Source organism: Sporosarcina luteola (genome assembly GCF_023715245.1).
Classification (GTDB): Bacteria; Bacillota; Bacilli; order Bacillales_A; family Planococcaceae; genus Sporosarcina; species Sporosarcina luteola_C.
Map to the genome: position 1 here is coordinate 200,167 of NZ_JAMBNV010000001.1, position 20,631 is coordinate 220,797.

General features: G+C 46.6%; 17 protein-coding genes, 1 pseudogene, 1 riboswitch and 1 other annotated feature. Of the genes and pseudogenes, 12 read left to right on the forward strand and 6 right to left on the reverse strand.

The window, feature by feature from the left end; genetic code table 11:
- Positions 1-279: 279 nt before the first annotated feature.
- From M3152_RS01055 to M3152_RS01065, 3 genes are read right to left on the reverse strand one after another with little or no spacing between them, the layout of a single operon-like run.
- A complete protein-coding gene (locus tag M3152_RS01055) occupies positions 280-1,170 on the reverse strand; it encodes a glycine betaine ABC transporter substrate-binding protein (RefSeq protein WP_251693279.1) in 891 nt (296 codons plus the stop codon).
- Positions 1,170-1,826 carry an ABC transporter permease gene (locus tag M3152_RS01060; protein WP_251626762.1) on the reverse strand — a complete coding sequence of 219 codons (657 nt, stop codon included), beginning with the start codon at positions 1,824-1,826 and terminating at the stop codon, positions 1,170-1,172. Before M3152_RS01060 ends, M3152_RS01055 begins: the two co-directional genes overlap by 1 nt.
- On the reverse strand, positions 1,823-2,962 hold the full coding sequence (locus M3152_RS01065) for a betaine/proline/choline family ABC transporter ATP-binding protein (RefSeq protein ID WP_251693281.1): 1,140 nt from the start codon (positions 2,960-2,962) through the stop codon (positions 1,823-1,825). Before M3152_RS01065 ends, M3152_RS01060 begins: the two co-directional genes overlap by 4 nt.
- Before the next feature lie 498 nt (positions 2,963-3,460).
- Here M3152_RS01065 and M3152_RS01070 point away from each other — a divergent pair, with 498 nt between their 5' ends.
- The 5 genes from M3152_RS01070 to M3152_RS01090 all read left to right on the forward strand — a co-directional run bounded on the left by M3152_RS01070 (position 3,461) and on the right by M3152_RS01090 (position 9,710).
- Complete coding sequence (locus M3152_RS01070) at positions 3,461-4,144, forward strand: response regulator transcription factor (RefSeq protein ID WP_285846860.1); 684 nt, start codon at positions 3,461-3,463, stop codon at positions 4,142-4,144.
- Positions 4,145-4,153: 9 nt separating this feature from the next.
- The gene (locus M3152_RS01075) at positions 4,154-5,173 is read left to right on the forward strand and encodes a sensor histidine kinase (protein ID WP_251693282.1); all 1,020 of its coding nucleotides are present in this window, start codon (positions 4,154-4,156) and stop codon (positions 5,171-5,173) included.
- Between the two features lie 101 nt (positions 5,174-5,274).
- Positions 5,275-6,051, forward strand: a complete 777-nt coding sequence (locus M3152_RS01080) for an ABC transporter ATP-binding protein (protein WP_251693284.1) — start codon at positions 5,275-5,277, stop codon at positions 6,049-6,051.
- The gene (locus M3152_RS01085; protein ID WP_251693286.1) at positions 6,029-7,969 is read left to right on the forward strand and encodes an FtsX-like permease family protein; all 1,941 of its coding nucleotides are present in this window, start codon (positions 6,029-6,031) and stop codon (positions 7,967-7,969) included. Before M3152_RS01080 ends, M3152_RS01085 begins: the two co-directional genes overlap by 23 nt.
- A 355-nt stretch (positions 7,970-8,324) precedes the next feature.
- Positions 8,325-9,710 carry an alanine/glycine:cation symporter family protein gene (locus tag M3152_RS01090; RefSeq protein WP_410055856.1) on the forward strand — a complete coding sequence of 462 codons (1,386 nt, stop codon included), beginning with the start codon at positions 8,325-8,327 and terminating at the stop codon, positions 9,708-9,710.
- A gap of 54 nt (positions 9,711-9,764) precedes the next feature.
- On the opposite strand, the gene argS is transcribed toward M3152_RS01090, so the two are convergent.
- Positions 9,765-11,429, reverse strand: a complete 1,665-nt coding sequence (gene argS, locus M3152_RS01095; RefSeq protein ID WP_251693289.1) for an arginine--tRNA ligase — start codon at positions 11,427-11,429, stop codon at positions 9,765-9,767.
- Positions 11,430-11,475: 46 nt separating this feature from the next.
- Positions 11,476-11,691 (reverse strand) — a binding site (T-box leader).
- A 97-nt stretch (positions 11,692-11,788) separates the two neighbouring features.
- On the opposite strand from argS, the gene M3152_RS01100 reads away from it, so the two are divergent.
- The 3 genes from M3152_RS01100 (at position 11,789) to M3152_RS01110 (ending at position 14,522) form a co-directional block, all read left to right on the forward strand.
- Complete coding sequence (locus M3152_RS01100) at positions 11,789-12,943, forward strand: DUF3221 domain-containing protein (protein WP_251693291.1); 1,155 nt, start codon at positions 11,789-11,791, stop codon at positions 12,941-12,943.
- Positions 12,944-13,101: 158 nt separating this feature from the next.
- Positions 13,102-13,293 (forward strand): hypothetical protein, encoded by a 192-nt coding sequence (locus M3152_RS01105; protein WP_251693293.1) that lies wholly within the window; start codon positions 13,102-13,104, stop codon positions 13,291-13,293.
- A 47-nt stretch (positions 13,294-13,340) separates the two neighbouring features.
- Positions 13,341-14,522, forward strand: coding sequence for a DUF3221 domain-containing protein (locus M3152_RS01110; RefSeq protein ID WP_251693295.1), 1,182 nt, complete (start codon positions 13,341-13,343; stop codon positions 14,520-14,522).
- 62 nt (positions 14,523-14,584) lie between these two features.
- Here the strand turns inward: M3152_RS01110 and M3152_RS17935 are convergent, their stop codons facing one another.
- Positions 14,585-14,713: a hypothetical protein gene (locus M3152_RS17935; RefSeq protein ID WP_262174630.1), complete on the reverse strand. Its 129-nt coding sequence runs from the start codon at positions 14,711-14,713 to the stop codon at positions 14,585-14,587.
- Between the two features lie 69 nt (positions 14,714-14,782).
- Between M3152_RS17935 and M3152_RS01115 the strand changes: the two genes are divergently transcribed.
- Entirely contained in the window at positions 14,783-16,039 is a 1,257-nt protein-coding gene (locus M3152_RS01115; RefSeq protein WP_251693297.1) for an erythromycin esterase family protein, read from the forward strand.
- A 31-nt stretch (positions 16,040-16,070) separates the two neighbouring features.
- Here the strand turns inward: M3152_RS01115 and M3152_RS01120 are convergent.
- Positions 16,071-16,435: pseudogene (locus M3152_RS01120) on the reverse strand (PH domain-containing protein).
- A gap of 151 nt (positions 16,436-16,586) precedes the next feature.
- Positions 16,587-16,767: riboswitch (cobalamin riboswitch) on the forward strand.
- Positions 16,768-16,923: 156 nt separating this feature from the next.
- On the opposite strand from M3152_RS01120, the gene M3152_RS01125 reads away from it, so the two are divergent.
- Genes M3152_RS01125 through M3152_RS01135 form a run of 3 tightly spaced genes read left to right on the forward strand, consistent with a single transcriptional unit; the run spans position 16,924 to position 20,587 of the window.
- Positions 16,924-19,146: a ribonucleoside-diphosphate reductase subunit alpha gene (locus tag M3152_RS01125; protein ID WP_251693299.1), complete on the forward strand. Its 2,223-nt coding sequence runs from the start codon at positions 16,924-16,926 to the stop codon at positions 19,144-19,146.
- The gene (locus tag M3152_RS01130) at positions 19,131-19,580 is read left to right on the forward strand and encodes a flavodoxin (protein WP_251693301.1); all 450 of its coding nucleotides are present in this window, start codon (positions 19,131-19,133) and stop codon (positions 19,578-19,580) included. Before M3152_RS01125 ends, M3152_RS01130 begins: the two co-directional genes overlap by 16 nt.
- Positions 19,526-20,587 carry a ribonucleotide-diphosphate reductase subunit beta gene (locus M3152_RS01135; protein ID WP_251693303.1) on the forward strand — a complete coding sequence of 354 codons (1,062 nt, stop codon included), beginning with the start codon at positions 19,526-19,528 and terminating at the stop codon, positions 20,585-20,587. Before M3152_RS01130 ends, M3152_RS01135 begins: the two co-directional genes overlap by 55 nt.
- The last annotated feature ends 44 nt before the right edge of the window (positions 20,588-20,631 follow it).

The window sequence follows — 20,631 nt, forward strand, 5'->3', positions numbered from 1 at the left end:
GTTCAAGTCGGTGATAACACTTCGAGTTTCGGTGATAAAAGGGTAAGATTCGGTGATAAACCCGCGATATTCGGTGATAACTCCCTAGGAGCCGGCGAAAAAGGAAATCACCCATGAAAAAGGTGCTTAGATCGGCACATCTTGTTGAAAACTGCCGATTCGGTGATAAAGGACTGAGAATCGGTGATAAACTCGTTCAAGTCGGTGATAACGGTTCGAGAATCGGTGATAACACGTCTAGAATCGGTGATAACGCCGCGTGCAAAGCACCACGCCCCATCACTCCACCTCAATCAACCCACTCTCCACCAAAAACTCCTCTGCTACCCTCTCCACCATCATGCCGTCGTTGTCGACTTTGGCATTCATTTTTTGCATGGCTTCTTCGTTGATCATGCCTTCGAGCTGTTTCAAGACGGCTTCGATTTCAGGGTACTCCTTCAGCGTTTCTTTCCGCACGAGTGGGAGTGCGTGGTAAGGAGGGAAGTAGGATTTGTCGTCTTCCAATACACGCAAGTCGAATTCCTGCAGCTGACCATCTGTCGTGTAGGAGTTGATGACGTCAACTTCGCCTGCATTAATGGAACGGTACATGATGCCGTGGTCCATACCTTTGACGTTCTTGAACTTCAATCCATATTCCTTCGAAAAGCCGGGGAGTCCGTCGGGGCGATCGATGAATTCGAAGACCGCGCCTAACGTGAAATCTTCGGAGTAAGCAGCGAAGTCACTAAATGTGACGACGCCAAGTTCTTCCGCTTTTGATTCGTCCAACGCGAGGGTGTACGTGTTGTTGAAGCCAAACGTGTTGAAGGCGATAATGCCGTCTTCACCGACGAGTCGTCTTGTCATTTCCAACGTTTCCTCTGCGTTGCCTGGCTCCTCATGGTAATAGTTGACGACGATTGTCCCTGTGTAATCGGGAACGACGTCGATATTGCCGTTCAGCATCGCATTCCATACGACGTTGGAGCCGCCGAGGTTTTCTTTATAGATGACTTTAATATCTGTTTTATTCTCAATCAACTGCCCCATGACGTGGGACAAAATGATGCTTTCCGTATTGTTCCGCGAACCGAGCGTCAATGAATCTTCTTCAATGAAGATGCATCCGGTCAACATGCTTGCGACAACTGCAATGAGCAGTAATGAAATAAACTTTTTCCTCATTACACTTTCAATCCTTTCGGTGTCGTCCAGCGCTCAACCGAGCTGAAGAACACTTCTAGAATGATGGCAAGCAGTGCGGCCGGGATCGCGCCAAGAAGGATCAGTCCATCGATTCCACGCGTAATTCCAAGGAAAATGAAATCGCCGAGTCCGCCAGCACCAATAAATGCGGCAAGTGTAGCGTTACCTACGTTAATGACTGCAGCTGTCCGGATTCCGGCCATGATGACAGGAATTGCCAGCGGAAGCTCAACTTTGAAAAGAATTTGCATGCTCGTCATGCCCATTCCTTTGGCTGCTTCCCGAGTAGCCGGGTCGACGTCGCTAATACCTGCGTACGTGTTTCGCGCAATCGGCAGCAGCGAATAAAGGAAAAGTGCAGCAATCGCCGTTTTCACGCCAATCCCGAAAATAGGGATCATGAAACCGAGCAAGGCGAGACTTGGAATTGTCTGCATGACGCCTGTGCCACCGAGTACGAGTGTCGTCAGTTTTGGAACTCGGGTGACAAGGATTCCTAGGAACACGCCGAGAATGATCGCGATCAACATCGAAAAGAACACAAGCTGAATATGAACGGATGTCGCTTCGAGAACTTCTCTCCAGCGCATCTGCGATTGTTCGGTCAATTGTTGCCAAATAGATAAATTATTCATATAGCAACCACCTCTACTTCCGTTTCCGTCCACTGGCTGGACAATGCGGATAGCAACGAACCGCGTGTTACAAGACCAACGACCTTATTCTTTTCATCCACGATAGGAATCAGGCCGAACGGTGATTCATCCATCATGATGATGGCGTCTTTTGCGGAAGCAGTGTCTTGCAAGATGTGGCTGATCGGCTGCATGAGTTCTTCAATGGTACAGATGTCGTTCACTTTCTTGATGACGTCGTAGGCGGATACGATGCCTAGCAGATTTTTTGAATCATCTACAATGATGAGATCCGTGATTTTCCTCTGCCGGATAAGTGAAATTGCCTTTTCAGGAGAACTTTGAGGAAGAGATGTGACAACCGATTCGGACATAATGTCAATAACCGGCATCAGTTCAGGGTTTTGGATAATTCGATGCTTGCCAATAAACTCCTCGACAAAACCGTGGGCAGGTTCGTGAAGTAATTTCTCTGGAGTGTCCAACTGAAGAAGCTTTCCGTCTTTCATTATTGCGATGCGGTCACCCATTTTGAGTGCCTCGTCCATATCATGAGTTACAAAAATGATAGTCTTATTCAATTTTTTCTGTAATGAAATGAGTTCACCCTGCAATTGCTCCCTTGTAAGCGGGTCCAATGCGCTGAACGGTTCATCCATTAAGATGATTTCGGGGTCGGATGCAAGTGCACGGGCAATACCAACGCGCTGTTGTTGTCCCCCGGAGAGTTCTTTTGGATAGCGTTTTGCGTAGATTTTAGGATCGAGTCCGACCAATTCAAGCAGTTCGTTGACTCTTGGTTTGATTTTTTCCTGGCTCCATCCGTTTAATTCAGGAACGATGGAGATGTTTTTTTCAATCGTATAGTGGGGGAATAAACCGATCTGTTGGATCACATAGCCGATGCCTCTTCGAAGGTCGGAAGCGACATACGATTTGTTATCCTTACCGTTTATCGAAATCTTCCCACTTGTATGCGGTTGCATCCGATTAATCATTTTCATCGTAGTTGATTTACCTGAACCACTCGGACCGATGAGAACGAGCAGCTCGCCTTTCGGAATTTCAAAGCTAACAGAATCAACAGCCTTGAACCCGTCATCATATACTTTACTTACGTTTTCAAATTTCAGCATATAATCCTCCTATGTTTTTTCACAAAACTGTAATGTGTTGAATTTGGAATGAAAATATAAAGCGGCAACAAAAAAAGAAGACATTTATGCTTCCTGAACAATCAGGTGCGTCTGTCTCGCTAATTAGTATATCATATTTCGGAGATGGAAGTAATGGAAATTGGATATTTAGTAGGTTTTTAGTATATGTATTTTGTGAGACTTAAGACCTTCGCGTGTGTAACTTTTCGCAAACTAGCGAATGGATGATAAACCAATCCTATTCAGTGATTTAGTGCTGAAAGTAGTTAATGAATTAGTTTAAGAAGGTGATGAAGTACCGAGAGTCGGTAATGAAGGAAAACACCTATGAAGATAATTCCTTTTACCTATAAAAATACAGAAACTTGCGAGTCGGTGCTAACACCCGCCACCTAGCTGAAGGTTCGACCATTGTAGAAGTGTCCGACCTCGGCGGAAATGAACTATAATACTAACTAACGAAAGGGTGTGCAGCGGATGGAGATGAATGTTTTCATAGTGGAGGACGATCGGGCGATATTTGACTCGCTGAAGGAAAGGCTTGGGCAGTGGTCGCTTCAAGTGTCGGGGCCAGAAGATTTCCATGACGTGATGGGGGCTTTCATCCAAACGAAGCCTCATCTGGTCATACTCGACATCCAGCTTCCCGCTTATGATGGATTCCATTGGTGCCGAGAAATCCGCGCGGTTTCGAAGGTGCCGATCATCTTCCTGTCGTCGCGCGATCATCCGATGGATATGGTGATGGCGATGAATATGGGGGCGGATGATTATGTTCAGAAGCCGTTCCATACAGATGTGCTGCTTGCGAAAATCCAAGCGACACTCCGTCGTACATATGCGTACACAGAAGAGCCGGCGGATGTGCTTGAGTGGAACGGCGCGATGATTGATATGAAGCGCGGTGTCATTCGACTTGATGGAAATGAAGTGGAACTGACGAAAAATGAATTCTTCATCTTGGCGGTGCTTGTCCAGGCGAAGGATGAAATTGTGTCACGCGATGAGTTGATCCGCAAACTTTGGGATGACGAACGGTTCGTTAACGACAACACATTGACCGTAAATGTGACGCGGCTGCGCCAAAAACTTGCAGACATCGGACTTGGTGACGCGATTCTCACAAAAAAAGGAATGGGTTATATGGCGGTCAGCCTGTAGGGGGATACGATGTTCATTGCATACTTGAAGGATATGAAAAGTTGGATACTCCTGTTTGCCGGATCTATTGCGGTCACTGACTTAATGGTTTTGATTGATAAGGGGCTGGCAATGAAGCTAAGCTCCCTCATTTACCTTAACCTGCTGCTCGTTGCTATTTTCATTTCATTCCTCATCTGGCGCTACAAAAAGGAGACGCAATATAAGAAAGAACTTCTTCAAATTACTGAAGATCCTTCAAGGGACTGGCAGGAAGGGCTTCCGGAACCGCATTTCAATCGTGACGAAACAATCAATGATCTGTTGAGGCATGTGGCGGATGCTCATTTGCAGAAGCTTTCGGAAGTGAAAGCCGCCAACCTTATGGAAAGCGACTATACAGCGGCGTGGGTGCATGAAGTGAAGGCGCCGTTGACGTCGATGAAACTGACAATCGACGCAAATCGTCAAGATCCGGCCATCCGTAAAATAGAGTCAGATTGGCTGCGTGTCCATTTGCTGATCGATCGGCAGCTCTATATTTCACGATTAACCACGCTTGAATCGGATTATGTATTGGAGAAAATTAAGGTGCAACAGTTGCTCACACCCGAAATCCGCGAGCTGCGATCTTGGTTTATTGAGAAAAATATCGCAGTAGAAATCGAAGGTGATATGGAAGTGCTCACGGATAGCAAATGGTGCCGCTTCATCATCCGCCAATTGTTGACGAATGCAGTGAAATACAGTCCGGCAGGCGGCGTCATCTGTATTCGAACTAGTCTATCACCGGGAGGAAATCCGGTTTTATCAATAAAAGACGATGGCCCGGGAATCCCGGCTCACGATTTGCCCCGTATTTTCGACAAAGGGTTCACCGGGGGCACGGGAAGGCTGCATAATGCTGCGACAGGACTCGGGTTGTATCTTGCCCAACAAGTGGCTGGGAAGATTGGAATATCCCTGTCGGCGCACTCCGAAATAGACAATGGAACGACGATGAAAATGATGTTTTCAACCGAAAACAAGTTTGACGCCACACGAACATGACAATAATGTCACATTGGCCGACCTGTTTGTCATCTAAATCAAACGACCGGAAAAAGTTCACCCGTTAAGATAAAGGTATTGCAAACAGGGAGGGCACAATGATGGATCAATATAAAACAGTATTACATGCTCAAAACATCCGAAAATCTTACGGAACTCGCGGAAATGTGCAAGAAGTATTGAAAGGGATCGACTTGCGGGTAATGGAAGGCGAATTTGTCGGAATCATGGGGGCATCCGGTGCCGGGAAAACGACGCTTTTGAATGTCCTCGCGACGATCGACCGTACGACGGAAGGCTCGATTCTTATTGGAGATTCTGATATTTCGAGGATGAAAGACCGTGAACTGTCTGCATTCAGGCGAGACAAATTAGGGTTCATTTTCCAAGATTATAATCTTCTCGACACATTGACGGTGAAGGAAAATATCTTGCTGCCCGTGTCGCTCGGAAAAATGAGAAAGCGGGTGGCGGAAGATCAATTCAACTCGATTGCCGATATTTTAGGTATTAAAGAATTAGCAGATAAATATCCACATGAAATTTCCGGGGGCCAAAAGCAACGGACTTCCGCGGCACGTGCGCTCATCAACAAGCCATCCATGGTCTTTGCGGATGAACCTACGGGCGCGCTTGATTCGAAATCGGCGTCTTCGTTGCTCGGAACATTGGAGGATGTCAATAAACAACGCGGCGTCACGATCATGATGGTGACACATGACCCTGTCGCATCGAGCTACTGCAGCCGTGTTGTCTTCCTGAAGGACGGCAATATTTACTCGGAGCTGTACCGCGGCGATAAAACGAGACAGGCCTTCTTCCAGGAAATCCTGAAAGTCCAAGGTGTCCTCGGGGGTGACAGCGTTGACGCTCTTTGATCTCGTCCTCCGCAGCATGCGGAAAAACATCAAGCATTATTACTTATACTTTTTTGCGCTTATTTTAAGTGTCGTCCTGTACTTTGTCTTTGCGACTTTGCAGCATGATCCGTCGGTTGTTGAGAGGTCTGGCGGGAGCATGGGTGCGGCGTTTAAAGTGGCAGGAATTCTACTGTTATTCATCGCAGGTATTTTCGTCGTTTATGCAAATGCGATTTTCTTGAAGAGAAGAAGCCGTGAAATCGGGCTGTATCAACTGATTGGCCTGACAAAAGGATCAGTCTCGCGTCTGTTGATTATCGAAAATTCCTTGCTGAGCGCCGGGGCGTTAGCGATTGGGATTGGCATAGGGATTCTCGTGTCACGCGTATTTTTATTATTGTTAATGAAGCTCATTGGCTTTGATGGATTTATCGAAGTGGAGTTTTCGACGGCGGCTGTCATCCAGACGGTGATTGTATTTCTTGGAATCACCATTCTCACGTCAATGCAAATGCTCGTTGCAGTCTACCGCAACACGTTGCTTGGACTATTCAATGCCGAGAAGACCGGCGAGCATCCGAAAAAGCCGAAAGCTATCAGGTCAGCCTTTCTTGCAATTTTAGGAATAGCCCTCATTGCGTTCGGATACTGGCTTTCCGGCCGCATGTTGAATGCTTTGCTGTTCATCAATATGATCGTCGTTTTGGTTACGACAATTCTCGGTACTTTTTTATTGTTCCGCGTGGCGATCGGCTGGGTACTGTATCAGATCCGCAAAAGGAAGAAGGGCCATCTTGGATTGTATAACAGCTTGTCGCTTGCGCCGATCATGCATCGGATGAAGGGCAATGCGAATTCACTGACGATCATTACGGTATTATCAGCGATGACGCTGACAATGTTGGCAGGCGTGTATTCCCTATATTATTCGACGGAAAAAGAAGTCCGTCTCATATATCCTTTTGATTTTGCATTTGATGATTTTTGGTATGAAGACGGTAAAGGTGCTGCCGAAAAATTCATCAGCGAACTAGATAAGCAACAGATTACGTATACGTATTCAACAGTTGAAACGCTAGAAGTGGAAAGTGAATTCAAAGGTGGCAGTGTGTCAGAATTGATGTCCAATTCGTTTGGAGCAAAAATAATAAGCGACAAACAATTGCAGCAAGCTGGAGTGGATATTCAAATTCCTCATTCCGATGCCGCGTATCTATACGATGCAGGTATATATTGGTTATTGAAAACGATGGAAGTTCCATTCAATGTCAAGTTGTCAAATGCAGAAATAGAATCTGACTTGAAAGTTGTGAAAGTGAACGAAGGAAATGTATTAAATTCTGCAGCTGCGACACAACTTGTTGTGAAAGATGAATTTTATCATGAATTAAAAGAGCTGTTTCTGAATGACGAAAACGAATGGCGCAATTCAAATACCTATGTCATCGACGTTCTTGACCGTGATCAGCTTGCCGAAGCTTCTGCGATTTTCAAGCGGATTAATGAGGAAGATGATCGGCACGGATTTGATTACTATTCCCAATACGCTTCGGGGATGGAGAACAATGGTCTATTCATCTTTATCTCTGGGTTCCTGGGGCTCGTGTTCCTCATTTCGACAGGAAGCATTTTGTACTTTAAGCAAATGACGGAGGCGGAGCAAGAGAAAAGCAGCTATGCAACGTTGCGTCAGCTAGGTTTTACAGCGCAAGACATTATGCGCGGTATCGTCCGCAAGCAAATATTCGTCTTCGGCGTGCCGTTGATGATTGGGCTGTTGCATTCCATCTTTGCGATAAAAGCCGCGTCATTCATGTTCATGTCCGATATTACATTGCCCGCATCCATCGCTATGGGGATCTACGTGCTTATTTATCTCATGTTCGCATTTTTGACGGTCGGGTATTACCGGAAAACGGTGAAGGCCGCGCTTTGATTGTTTCATATAGCGAGTCAACGGTGGTAAAGTCATTCGAATCGGTGGTAAAGTGCTGAGAATCGGTGATAACCCCCCGAGAATCGGTGATGAATCGCCCAAAGTCGGCGATAACCAATATTTACTGGCAGTATTCGATACTTTTTTTCCATAAATGGGTTGAAAAATGCCGAGTCGATGATAAAATAATCAAGTCAGAGTAATATGAAGCGCTTTCATGAAAAGTGGAAGTTAGCTTCTAGACCGTCTGAGCCCATGTTGGCTCAGCGGTTTTTCTGTTTTTGAAATGTGAGTTATTTGCGCGACTGGGTAAAGATAGTAAGTGAAATATGATGATGGAGAAGGAGTGGATAGTGTGGGCGTAGTGGAGTGGCTGGTGGGACCGGCGAATGATTTTATTTGGACATATATATTGATTGGGCTTTTATTGCTCATTGGTCTTTATTTTACGATAAGAACGAAATTTGTCCAATTTCGTTTATTTGGAGAGATGTTCAGACTCATTTTCGAGAAAAGAGAAGGCAACCGTGGCGTGTCAGCGTTCCAGGCGTTTACAATTAGTGCGGCGTCCCGGGTCGGTACAGGGAACGTAACTGGCGTAGCGCTTGCCATCGGGATTGGCGGACCGGGCGCGGTCTTCTGGATGTGGGTCATTGCCATTATCGGCATGGCGACGGCATTCATTGAAAGTGCGCTTGCGCAAGTGTATAAAGTTCGGGACGGCGACACATTCCGCGGAGGGCCTGCCTATTACATGGAGAAGGCGCTAGGCCTTCGGAAGCTTGGAATCGTTTTCGCGATTCTCCTAACGATGTGTTTCGGTTTTATTTTTAATTCGGTTCAGTCAAATACGATCAGCCAGTCATTCCATGATGTATTCAATCTACCCTATTGGGTGGTCGGTCTACTACTTGTCATATTGACGGCAATTATCATTTTCGGCGGCGTGCAAAGGATTGTCAAAGTGACGCAAGCAATTGTCCCAATCATGGCGGTGTTTTACTTGCTGATTGCGCTGTACGTTGTCGCTATTAATATTACGGAAGTTCCTGCCATGATTGCCCTCATTTTTGAGCATGCTTTTGGAATTAAGGAAATGGCTGGCGGCGGTATCGGGGCTGCCATGATGCAAGGTATCCGACGTGGTCTGTTCTCAAATGAAGCTGGTATGGGGAGTGTGCCGAACGCTGCGGCGACGGCGAGTGCGACGCATCCGGCGAAGCAAGGGCTTGTTCAAAGTCTTGGCGTATTTTTCGATACGATCATCATTTGTTCTGCGACAGCTTTTATCATCCTCCTTGCAGGACTTTATGACAAAGGGGAAGAGAGCGGAATTTTGCTGACGCAATCCTCGATGGCCGTTCACGTCGGTTCTTGGGCGCCTTATTTCGTCGCGATTGCGATCATGTTCTTCGCATTCAGCTCAATCGTCGGGAATTACTATTACGGTGAAACAAATATTGAATTCATCAACACGCATAAATCGTGGATGACGGTCTACCGAATTGCGGTGCTCGGCATGGTCATGTTCGGTGCGCTCGCAAAAGTGGATATCGTCTGGAGCATGGCAGACCTGTTTATGGGCTTGATGGCAATTATAAATCTCCTCGTCATCTTGGCACTTGGAAAAGTCGCATTCCGCGTTTTGGATGATTACACGAAACAGCGGAAACAAGGGAAGAATCCTGTGTTTAAAGCGGATTCTAGTCTGAAAGGTGCCGACTGTTGGAGGGAAGAATAAATAAAAGCAATCGTCCTACCAGTGAATGGTGGGACGATTGCTTTTTTATTGAGTTTACATTTCCTCGGGCGCCTTCATGCCGAGTAGACGCAAAGATTCCTTCAAAACGATGACGACACATTCCGTTAGCGCAATCCGGTATGCTTTGTTTGTGGAGTCGGAAAGGACTTGCACATTCCCGTAAAACGAGTTGAACGCTTGGGCAAGGTCGACCGCATATTTTGCGATGACGGAAGGGTCCAGTTCTTCGGCCGCCCGTTTGACGGAGTGCGGAAATTGTTCGAGCAGCTTGATCGTTTCCCATTCGTGATCATTCACTTCGTTAATCGCGAACGAGTTCGTTGCCCCCGCCTTCCGCAAGATGGAGTTTGCCCGCGCATGCGCATATTGGACGTACGGCCCGGTTTCTCCTTCTGTCTGGAGCATCGTTTCAAGATCGAATTCGATATCATGTTTCCGATGCTGCTTCAAGTCGCTGAAGAGGATGGCGCCGACACCGACACCTTCTGCCACTTCAGATTTATTGGCAAGCATCGGGTTTTTTTCTTCGATATTTTTCTGTGCAAGTTCGATAGCTTCCTTCAATACTTCCTCGAGCAAGACAATCTTTCCTTTACGCGTTGACATCTTCTTTCCGCCCTGCAAGATAAGCCCGAACGGTACGTGCACGATGTCGCTTGCCCAGTCATGCCCCATTTTGCCAAGCACTTGTTTCACTTGCGTAAAGTGGAGGCTTTGTTCATTCCCAACAACGTAGATGGATTTGACGAAGTCGTAATTGGTTTTGCGATCAATGGCAGCTGCCAAATCCCGCGTCGCATATAAAGTAGCTCCATCTGATTTTTTAATCAAACATGGCGGCATGCCTTCTTCAAGCTCCACAACCATGGCCCCGTCGGATTCGACCAATAGGCCTTTATCTTCGAGTTCTTGAACGATTGGCTCCATTTTGTCGTTGTAGTACGCTTCGCCGTTATAGGAATCGAAAGTGACCCCTAGTAGATCGTAAATTCGCTGGAATTCCTGCAACGACTCGGTTTTGAACCATTCCCACAGGGCTAGTGCGTCTGCATCGCCGTCCTCAAGCGCTTTGAATGCCGCCCGACCTTCATCATTTAAAGTTGGATCCAGCTCGGCTTCTTCATGGAAACGGATATACAGCTTCAGCAATGTCTTGATTGGCTCTTGACGGACATCCTCCTCGTTGCCCCACTTCCGGTACGCGGTTAGGAGCTTCCCGAATTGCGTGCCCCAATCACCGATGTAATTGATTTTCATCGTTTTGTAGCCGTTTTTTTCGAGCAAGTAAGCGATAGAATTTCCGATGACCGTGGAGCGGAGATGCCCCATGGAAAACGGTTTTGCGATGTTCGGGGAGGATAGATCGATCGTCACCACTCCGTCGTTGCCTTCGTTGGATGAGCCGTAGTTGACGGATTTGTCTAGGATTATACGCAGGATATCATCAGTGATAGCAGTACGGTTCAGGAAAATATTCACGTACCCATTGACGGCTTCTGTTTTTCGGATGGATGGATGTGTAAGCGAACCGGCAATTTCTTCCGCAATGGCGACGGGTGATTTCCGTAAAGCCTTCGCGAACGGAAAGCAAGGCAATGCAAAATCGCCTAGCTTTGAATTTGCCGGCCGCTCCAGCATATGTTCCTCTAATGGAACCGGGCTGACTGTCTGTAAAGCTTGCAAAATATCCATTTTCATTCTCACGAACCCCTTTTTAGGTAAAATAAAAAGCCTTCATCTCAATAAATGAGACGAAAGCTTGTTCCGCGGTACCACTCAAATTGCCCCTGTCAGTATGGATAGAGGCCTCTTTCTCCTAACGGCGAGACACCGGCTTCTCCTACTTCATTCAGAAAAGCATCTCCGAAGTGCGCTTCATGAATCCACTCCACCAGGCTCCCACCAATCCCGGCTCGCTTTGGAAGTAAAGACTCAGTACTCTCTTCGTCATTGATATTGTAGTTGAATGTATCAAATCAGTGATTGGCTGTCAATGGGCAATTGGCGTAACTTTCACACGAATCATCCGTCTAACTTAATGAGTAGGAGGTTTTGGAATGAAAAACAAATTACTAGTTCTGTTTGCCAGTGCATTACTGCTAGGAGGATGTGGAACTGGCCCATCCTCTAAAAATGTTGCGGTTGATGATAGTGATAGTGGATGGAAGTCGTTGAAAACAGTGAGCGGACGAGAAATCATTGCTGAATTGAAGCAAACCGTTGAAGAGACACCTCAGCGGGACGAGAGGGCGACTATTGAAACGCCCCCTGAGTTTGAGGAGCCTACGAAAGAAACGGTGGAGGATTTGAATGTCAAAGCAATTGAAGGGCCCGCTGTCTTCCAGGCGGTGGAAAAAGTTTACGGCGAAGGTGGCATTCATCATGATGGCGTCATCTTCTTCGAACTTCAGACGAAGGGTGCTGGGCAATCCGGCGTGTGGATCGGGTTAAAGGAGCCGGATGAACGCGTCCAGCAGTTGATTGATCTGCTGCAGCCGAAAGTGGATGCGGGTGAGATCTTAGCGGAACCGATTTATATATTCCGCAGCCCGCATACGGAAAAGGAGCTTTACGAATTGCAGGATGAAGTCGCTGAAGCATTGAAAGGACTAGAATCGGAACGGGGATCATTCGGTCTGTACGTCGATGTCATCACAGGCAATATTGAAATCACCCATGATTTCCTGAAACCGGAGCAGCAAGAGAAGCTACGGGAGCAGTTCGCCGACCATACGATCAATATCGAGCAAGATGGAAGGATGGTCCCGGAGCCGGGGGAATCAACCATTATTGCACCTGAACAAACATATACAGATACACCTGTTGCGGAAGGTGGATTCATATTGGAGGCGGGGGATGGGAGAATTTTTGTGGCAGGTGGAACGGAAAGTGTTGTGTTTTACAAATTCCCGGAAGCCGACAAGCTGAAAGCCGGCCAACGTGTGAATGTGGAACGATCAGGTCCAATTCTTGAATCGTATCCTGGACAAGGGACCGCGAAGTTTGTAGAAGTCTTGCCGGATTATAAGCCGGCGGGTGCGAAGCTTTCCGAGTCGCAGGCTGTCGCGAAAGCATTAGAAGTGGCGGGTGAGAGATTGTCGAACGGATATGTTGTCATCGAAGAAGTTTCATTTGATGAGAATGAAAAGAAGTGGGTATTCAAGCTCCTGCCGGATGATGGTGAAGGGATATTGGAAGTTGCAGATCAATAGAAGTTTGGGCACAACCGTCACTTGTGGCGGTTGTTTTTTAATGGGGAATATTGGTCAAACGGGGATAAATTCTACTTGACCGATGATAACCCGCTTCCGAACGGTGATAAAGTTCGTTTAAGCGGTGATAAACTCCGTCAGAGCGGTGATAAACGGTTTTGGAGGTGAAAATTACTTTAGAAAAGCAGAAATTCATTCCAAAACAACTCCAATTGTCGTCAAACGGTGGTAAATTTGCGAGAGTCGGTGGTAACAGCCCAAGAGTCGGTGATAAACCATGGCAAGTCGGTGATAAACCATTTTGCGCTGCAAGAAAAGAATCTTTCCTGGTTTCCAGCCATTTGGCGTAACGTTAACGTGAATCGTCCGTCTAATTTGTTGATTGGGAGGTTTTGGAATGAAATATAGTGTGTCACTGATAATGGTAAGTGCTGCTTTATTGCTAGGAGGATGTGGAACGGCTGGCACGGATGCATCCTCGATAAATGGGACGGTTGTGGAGAGCGGGAAGAAGTCGGTGAAAAAAGTGAGTGGACGTGAAATCATTGCTGAATTGAAGCAATCAGTTAAAGAATCGCCCGAACGGGATAAGGCAGCTGCTGCACAAACGGAAAGCTATGAATACAAAGAGGGCTTATTTGGAGAACCGACTCCGGAATTGGCGGAGGATATGGCCGTGCAAGCGATTGAAGGACCAACCGCAATAGAGGCTGTGGAAAAGATCTATGGCGGTTACGCAGGTTTTGATAAAGAAGGAATCCTCTTTTTTGAAAATCAGATGAGTGGTGCGGAGCAATCCGGCATTTGGATCGGCGTGAAGGAGCCGGACGAGCGAGTTCAAAAGTTGCTTGATGAGCTACAGCCGAAAGTGGATGCAGGCGAAATCTTGGCGGAACCGATCTATATTTTCCGTAGTCCACATACGCAAAAGGAGCTATATGATCTGCAGGATGAAGTCGGACAAGCGTTAAAAGGGATGAGATCGGAACGGGGATCATATGGATTATCCGTAAATACAATTACAGGAATTGTTGAAATCAACCATGACTTTCTGAGACCGGATCAGCAGAAGGAACTGGAGAATATGTTCCCGAACAAGATATTCCAATTCGAACAGGAAGGCAGGATGGTTGCTGAGCCTGGGGAATCGAGCATTATTTATCCGAAGCAAACATTCACGAATACTCCTGTTTCGGAAGGTGGTTTCATATTATCAGCTAAGGAGGGGCAGTTCTTTATTGCAGGTGGAACTGAAGGTGCTGTCTATTACCAATTCCCGGAAGCGGATAAGCTGAAAATCGGCCAACGTGTGAAAGTTGAAGCCTCCGGCGGCATTATGGAATCCTATCCTGCGCAGGGTAGTGCAAAGTTTGTGGAAGTCTTGCCGGATTATAAACCAGTAAGCGCAACGCTTTCCGAATCGCAGGCTGTAGCAAAGGCCGTAGAAATGGCCGATGGAAAAACAGGATTTGGCTACTTGGTTATTCAAGAAATTTCTTTTGATGAGAAAGAAATGAAGTGGATCTTTAAAATTATTCAAGGTGAAAAGGAAGCAACGTTGGAAGTTGCAGATCAATAAAATTTAGAGCAACCGTCACTTGTGGCGGTTGTTTTTTTATGAGAAAAATGAGCGAATTGTAGTCAATCGGTGATAAATTCACCAGAATCGGTGGTAAAGTGCTGCGAATCGGTGTAACGGGCGTAGAATCGGTGGTAAACGTCCGAGAATCGGTGATAAACCTTGGCAATTCGGTGATAACCATTTTCCATCTTAGAAAACCTCCCCCTCGGTTTCCATCCACCGACCTTGGGTATGCTATCAGCAAAGGAGGGATAAAATTGTCGAAAAAACTACAGTCTGCTATTCGAGAGCACGCTTTCCCGTTGAATGATCAAGCACTTACTACGATTGTGGACGCAATTGGGGATGCACGGATTGTCCTTCTAGGCGAAGCGACGCATGGAACTTCAGAGTTTTACAAAGTTCGCGCGGCATTATCAAAACGACTTATTCAGGAAAAAGGATTCACTATAATTGCAGTTGAGGGAGATTGGCCATCCGCTCAGGCGGTTAATCGTTATGTGAAAGGATTCGATGAAGAGGGGAAATCCGCTCACCAAATACTGGCACAATCCTTCAATCGCTGGCCTACATGGATGTGGGCGAATGAAGAAGTTGCAGAGCTTGTCGAATGGTTGAAGAGTGACAATGACGGAAAGGATGCAGCCGAAAAGACAGGGTTTTACGGTATCGATATGTATAGCCTTTATGAGTCCATTGATGAAGTGCTTCGCTTTCTCAAGGAAAATCCGCAGTATAAAACCGATTTGGAGTTGGCAAAGAAGGCATTCTCTTGTTTCGAGCCGTATAATCGGATGCCTGAGCATTATGCGCTGTCGACAGCCCATTTCACAGGTGAATGCATTCGCGAGGTCACAAACTTGCTGACGACGATCCGCAGTCATGAAGATCTTTATTCGAATGAACAGGAGAAGGACTTGAATGTGACGATGAATGCTTTAGTCGCGAAAAATGCTGAATCATATTATCGCGCAATGATGCAGGACGACGCCATCTCGTGGAATATACGCGATATGCATATGGTGGAGGCAATCAATGAAATTCTGAACTATCACGGAAGCGATGCGAAAATCATCATTTGGGAGCATAATACCCATGTCGGCGATGCGTCGGAAACATCGATGGCCAAGCACGATATGATCAATGTCGGTCAGCTCGTCCGGGAAAAGTATGGCAGAGAAGAAACATTTGCCATCGGTTTTGGAACATATGAAGGGACGGTCATTGCCGGCGAAAGCTGGGGCGAGCCGTTCCAAAAGATGAATGTGCCACCAGCCACGCTCAATTCATGGGAAGGGCAGATGCATGCAGCTAAACCTGAGGATCAAGTGATACTATTCACGGAGGAAAACCGTCATTTATTCAATGAATGGATCGGCCATCGCGCAATTGGGGTCGTCTATAATCCGGAGTTCGAGGCGTATGGGAACTATGTGTCGTCGCGCGTTGGTAATCGATATGATTCTTTTATTTTTGTGGATCAAACAAATGCGCTGAAACCATTCAACAAATAAGAGCCATGCCTCGATTGCACGGCTCTTTCCTTTAAAGTATGGCATTCGCTATGATTTTATCAAGTTTACGGATATCGACTTTTTTACTCAGATTCAATTTGAGTTTTCCTGCCTTTGTCCATAGTTCGATTTCTGCGTTAAAATCGATCCGACCCGCATTTTCACTGGAATACATAGTAATCGATTTGAATGGGATTGTGTAGATTCCACCTTTTTACCTGTAAGTCCTTGCTTGTCCGCGATGATGAATCGTTTATTTGTAACGACTGCAACGTCACGAATTGTTTTATACGCAACCTCGGCCACTTCACCGTCAATAAGCAAATCCTTAATCTCCTCCGGAACTGGAACTTCTTCTGTAAACGTCCAAGCCATCAGTGCAGTTAAATCAGCCATTGGAACCCCTCCTTTTATTTTATAATTTTATCATCACATATGTGAGTATAGAAGTATAGAAGGATATTGAATTCTGGAAAAATATCTTTCTACCTATTTACGATTAAAACACAACATGTTAGGGTAATAGATGTACATAGCACACAACATATAGTATCGAACGATGGAATGGTACCGTTATCGGTTTAAAAGGGAATCCGCAAATCGGAGCTGTCCCCGCAACTGTAAACGCAGACGACCGTCTCAAAAACCACTGCAGCATGTAGCTGCGGGAAGGGGAGATGGAAGGAGGAAGCGTTAGCCAGTAGACCTGCCGTCCATCGTCCAGCGACACTTTCTTCGGGGGTTGAGAGGTGGAAGCGAGCGGGTTTTTGCTTTCATTTTTCAAGAGGGACCCGATCTGTTTCCTAATCTAAATCCATGAGCGATGACTCTACCGAAAAGGTGGAATCATCGCTTTTTTCATTGCCAAGCCTAACTTAAAGGAGATGGATGATGTGACGATTATCACTGAAACAACAGGCATTATGGACAAGCTTCTAGCGGAATTTGGTGCGGAGAAGTTGGAGCCGCTTTTGACGGCGAGTTCGCGTTGGAAGGAGCGGCACCCTGAAGGGACTGACTCCGATTGGTCGAAAGCGATGATTTTGGAGGCGCTCAGCAATATTGACGAAGCGTCAGCATACTGGACATTCGTTGCTGCGCGAATCTATTTGCAGGAAGTTTATTTCCGCCAGGAAAGTGTAAGGGGGGCGAAAGCGTATACGGATTTTGCCGACAATGTGGAGCGGCTCATTAAGAAAGGCTTGTATACATCTGTTTTGATTGAAAAATATTCCCGCGATGAATTGGAGGAGGTAGGAAAGTTCCTAGAACCAGAGCGGGACAAGCTGTTCACGTATATTGGATTGAAAACGCTTGTGGATCGGTACGTTGCGGTTGATTTCAATAAAGATCCTGTCGAATTGCCGCAGGAACGTTGGCTCATCATCGCGATGACGCTCATGCAAAATGAAACTGAGAACCGCCTCGGGAAAGTGGCGGAGGCGTATTGGGCAATGAGCAACCTATATATGACTGTAGCGACGCCTACGCTTTCGAACGCAGGCAAGCCGCATGGCCAGCTGTCCAGCTGCTTCATTGATACGGTCGATGATTCGCTGCAAGGCATTTATGATAGCAATACCGATATTGCCAATCTATCGAAATATGGTGGGGGCATCGGAGTTTACATGGGCAAGGTCCGTTCGCGCGGTTCTTCGATAAGAGGATTCAAAGGGGCTTCGAGTGGCGTCCTGCCTTGGATTAAGCAGCTGAATAATACAGCCGTCAGCGTTGATCAGCTCGGCCAACGTCAAGGAGCAATCGCCGTTTACCTCGATGTATGGCATAAAGATATTTTCACATTTCTTGATCTGAAGCTGAACAATGGAGACGATCGCTTGCGTGCACATGATATTTTCACTGGCGTCTGCTTGCCGGATATTTTCATGGAGCAAGTCGAAGCCCGTGGTGATTGGCATTTATTCGACCCACATGAAGTGCGTACAGTAATGGGGTATTCATTGGAAGATCATTATGATGAAACGAAGGGAACCGGTTCGTTCCGCGTGAAGTACGAGGAATGTGTCAACCATCCCGAACTGACGAAAGAGACCGTCCCGGCGATTGAAATTATGAAACGCATCATGCGCAGCCAGCTCGAAACAGGGACGCCGTTTATGTTTTACCGTGATGAAGTGAATCGGGCGAATCCGAATAAGCATGAAGGTATGGTGTATTCGAGTAATCTGTGTACAGAAATAACTCAAAATCAGAGTCCGACACAATTCGAGTCCGTCTCGCTCAAAGAAGATATCGTCATCACCCGTTCGAAGCCCGGCGATTTTGTCGTATGCAATTTGTCGTCCGTAAACCTTGGACGTGCTGTTCCTGCGGATGTATTGGAACGGCTCGTCACAATCCAAGTCCGCATGCTCGACAACGTCATTGATTTGAATAAAATACCGGTCGTGCAGGCGCAACGGACGAATGCCCGTTACCGGGGTATCGGACTCGGGACGTTCGGTTGGCATCATTTGCTTGCGTTGAAGAACATCCAATGGGAATCGGATGATGCGGTAGAGTTTGCGGATGAGCTCTATGAGAAAATAGCGTATTTAACGATTAAAGCTTCAATGGAACTGGCAAGTGAAAAAGGGGCGTATCCTTTATTCGAAGAATCGGATTGGCAAACAGGGGTTTATTTCGAGCAACGTCAATACGACTCGAAGGAATGGCGTGACCTGCGCTTCGATGTTGCTACGAACGGCATCCGGAACGGTTATTTGATGGCAGTTGCGCCGAATAGCTCGACGTCAGTCATCGCTGGATCTACGGCTTCAATCGATCCAATATTTAAACCGTTTTATCATGAGGAAAAGAAAGACTACAAGCTGCCGGTCATTGCGCCAGATCTTGATCACAACACATATGACGTATACCGCCGCTCCGCGTATATTGTCGATCAGCGCTGGTCCATCAAGCAGAATGCTGCAAGACAGCGCCATATCGACCAGGCGATCTCGTTCAATATTTACGTGCCGAACAATATCCGCGCATCCGTCCTCCTCGATTTGCATATGCAAGCGTGGAAATCTGGCATGAAAACGACGTATTACATGAGATCGACGGCATCTGACATCGAGGAGTGCGAATGGTGTCATTCCTGATAGCCTATGCTTCATGGAGCGGCAATACGGAGGAAGTGGCGGAAATTGTGGAGGAGACGCTGCTGTCTGAAGGGATGGATGTGACGGTGCATCGGATCGGAAGTGGTCCGGTACCGGATCCACGCAGATTCGATGCGATGGTCATCGGTTCATTCACATGGGACAAGGGCTCCACGCCTGACGAAGTGAAGGATTTCGTCGCGGGTGTCGGTTACAAACCGAGGAATGTGTATGTCTTCGGAACAGGGGATACGCAGTTTGGAGGGGACGAGTTGTTTTGTGGAGCTGCTGTCAAGCTGGCGCGGTTTTATGAATCGAAATTTGAACCTCTTAAAATTGAACAAAGCCCCCGTGGTATCCAAGAAATGAAAGTCATCGAATGGTCGAAAGGAGTCGTTCAACATTGGCAACACTTACACGCGTTAAAGTGCTAAACCCGGCACATCCAAATAAATCAACAGCGATTTTCGGCGGGGAAGCGAGTGGGATTCTGAATTGGAATGATCTGGCCCATCCGCACTTCTACACATTGCGACAAAAAATACGCTCCCTTTTTTGGACGGCGAATGAAGTCGATATGACGCAGGACGTGAAGCAATTTCCGAACTTATCGAAAGCAGAGCAGGAAGCTTTCCTCAAGATTATCGGATTGCTTGCGACGCTCGACGGTCCCCAAACCGTTATCGCCATGAAGATTGCGGATTTCGCAACCGATCCTTCGGTGAAATCAATCATGGCGACGATTGCCGATCAGGAAAGCGAGCATAACCATAGCTACGCGTATGTCCTTTCATCCGTGACGACACTCGACAAGCAAATGGCTTCATTTGAAATGGGCCGTACCGACGAAGTGCTTTTGAAACGGAATGAGCGGATCGTTGACATTTACAACGAATTCGCCGAGAATCCCACGATTGAAACGGTATTAAAAGCGATGGTGTACACTACATTGCTGGAAGGTTTGTTCTTCTACAGCGGCTTTGCATTCTTCTATAATCTCGCGCGACACCAGAAAATGGTCGGCACATCGACAATGATTTCCTACATTAATCGGGATGAATTGCAGCACGGCAAAGCAATCAGCGACATTTTTCGCGCTGCGCTTGCTGAAAATCCTGAGTATAATACCGAAGCTTTTACAGAATGGATTTATGATCAATTCCGCCATTCGGTCGAACAGGAAATCATCTGGAGTCGTTATGTGCTAGGGGAGATTGACGGCATCGATCTGGATGAAATGGCGGGCTACGTCAAATACCGTGCGAATAAAATGCTTCGTATGCTTGGACTAAGTGAAATCTACCCCGAGTTTACGGATAATCCAATGAAATGGATTCGCGCCTACGTCGACAATTTCGACGATACAAAGACGGATTTCTTTGAGCAGACGTCACGGCAATACGTAAAAACGAGCGATTTGAATGGGTTTGATGATTTATAAGAATGAAAAGAACGCTGGCTATTCAACTCGGCCATGCGTTCTTT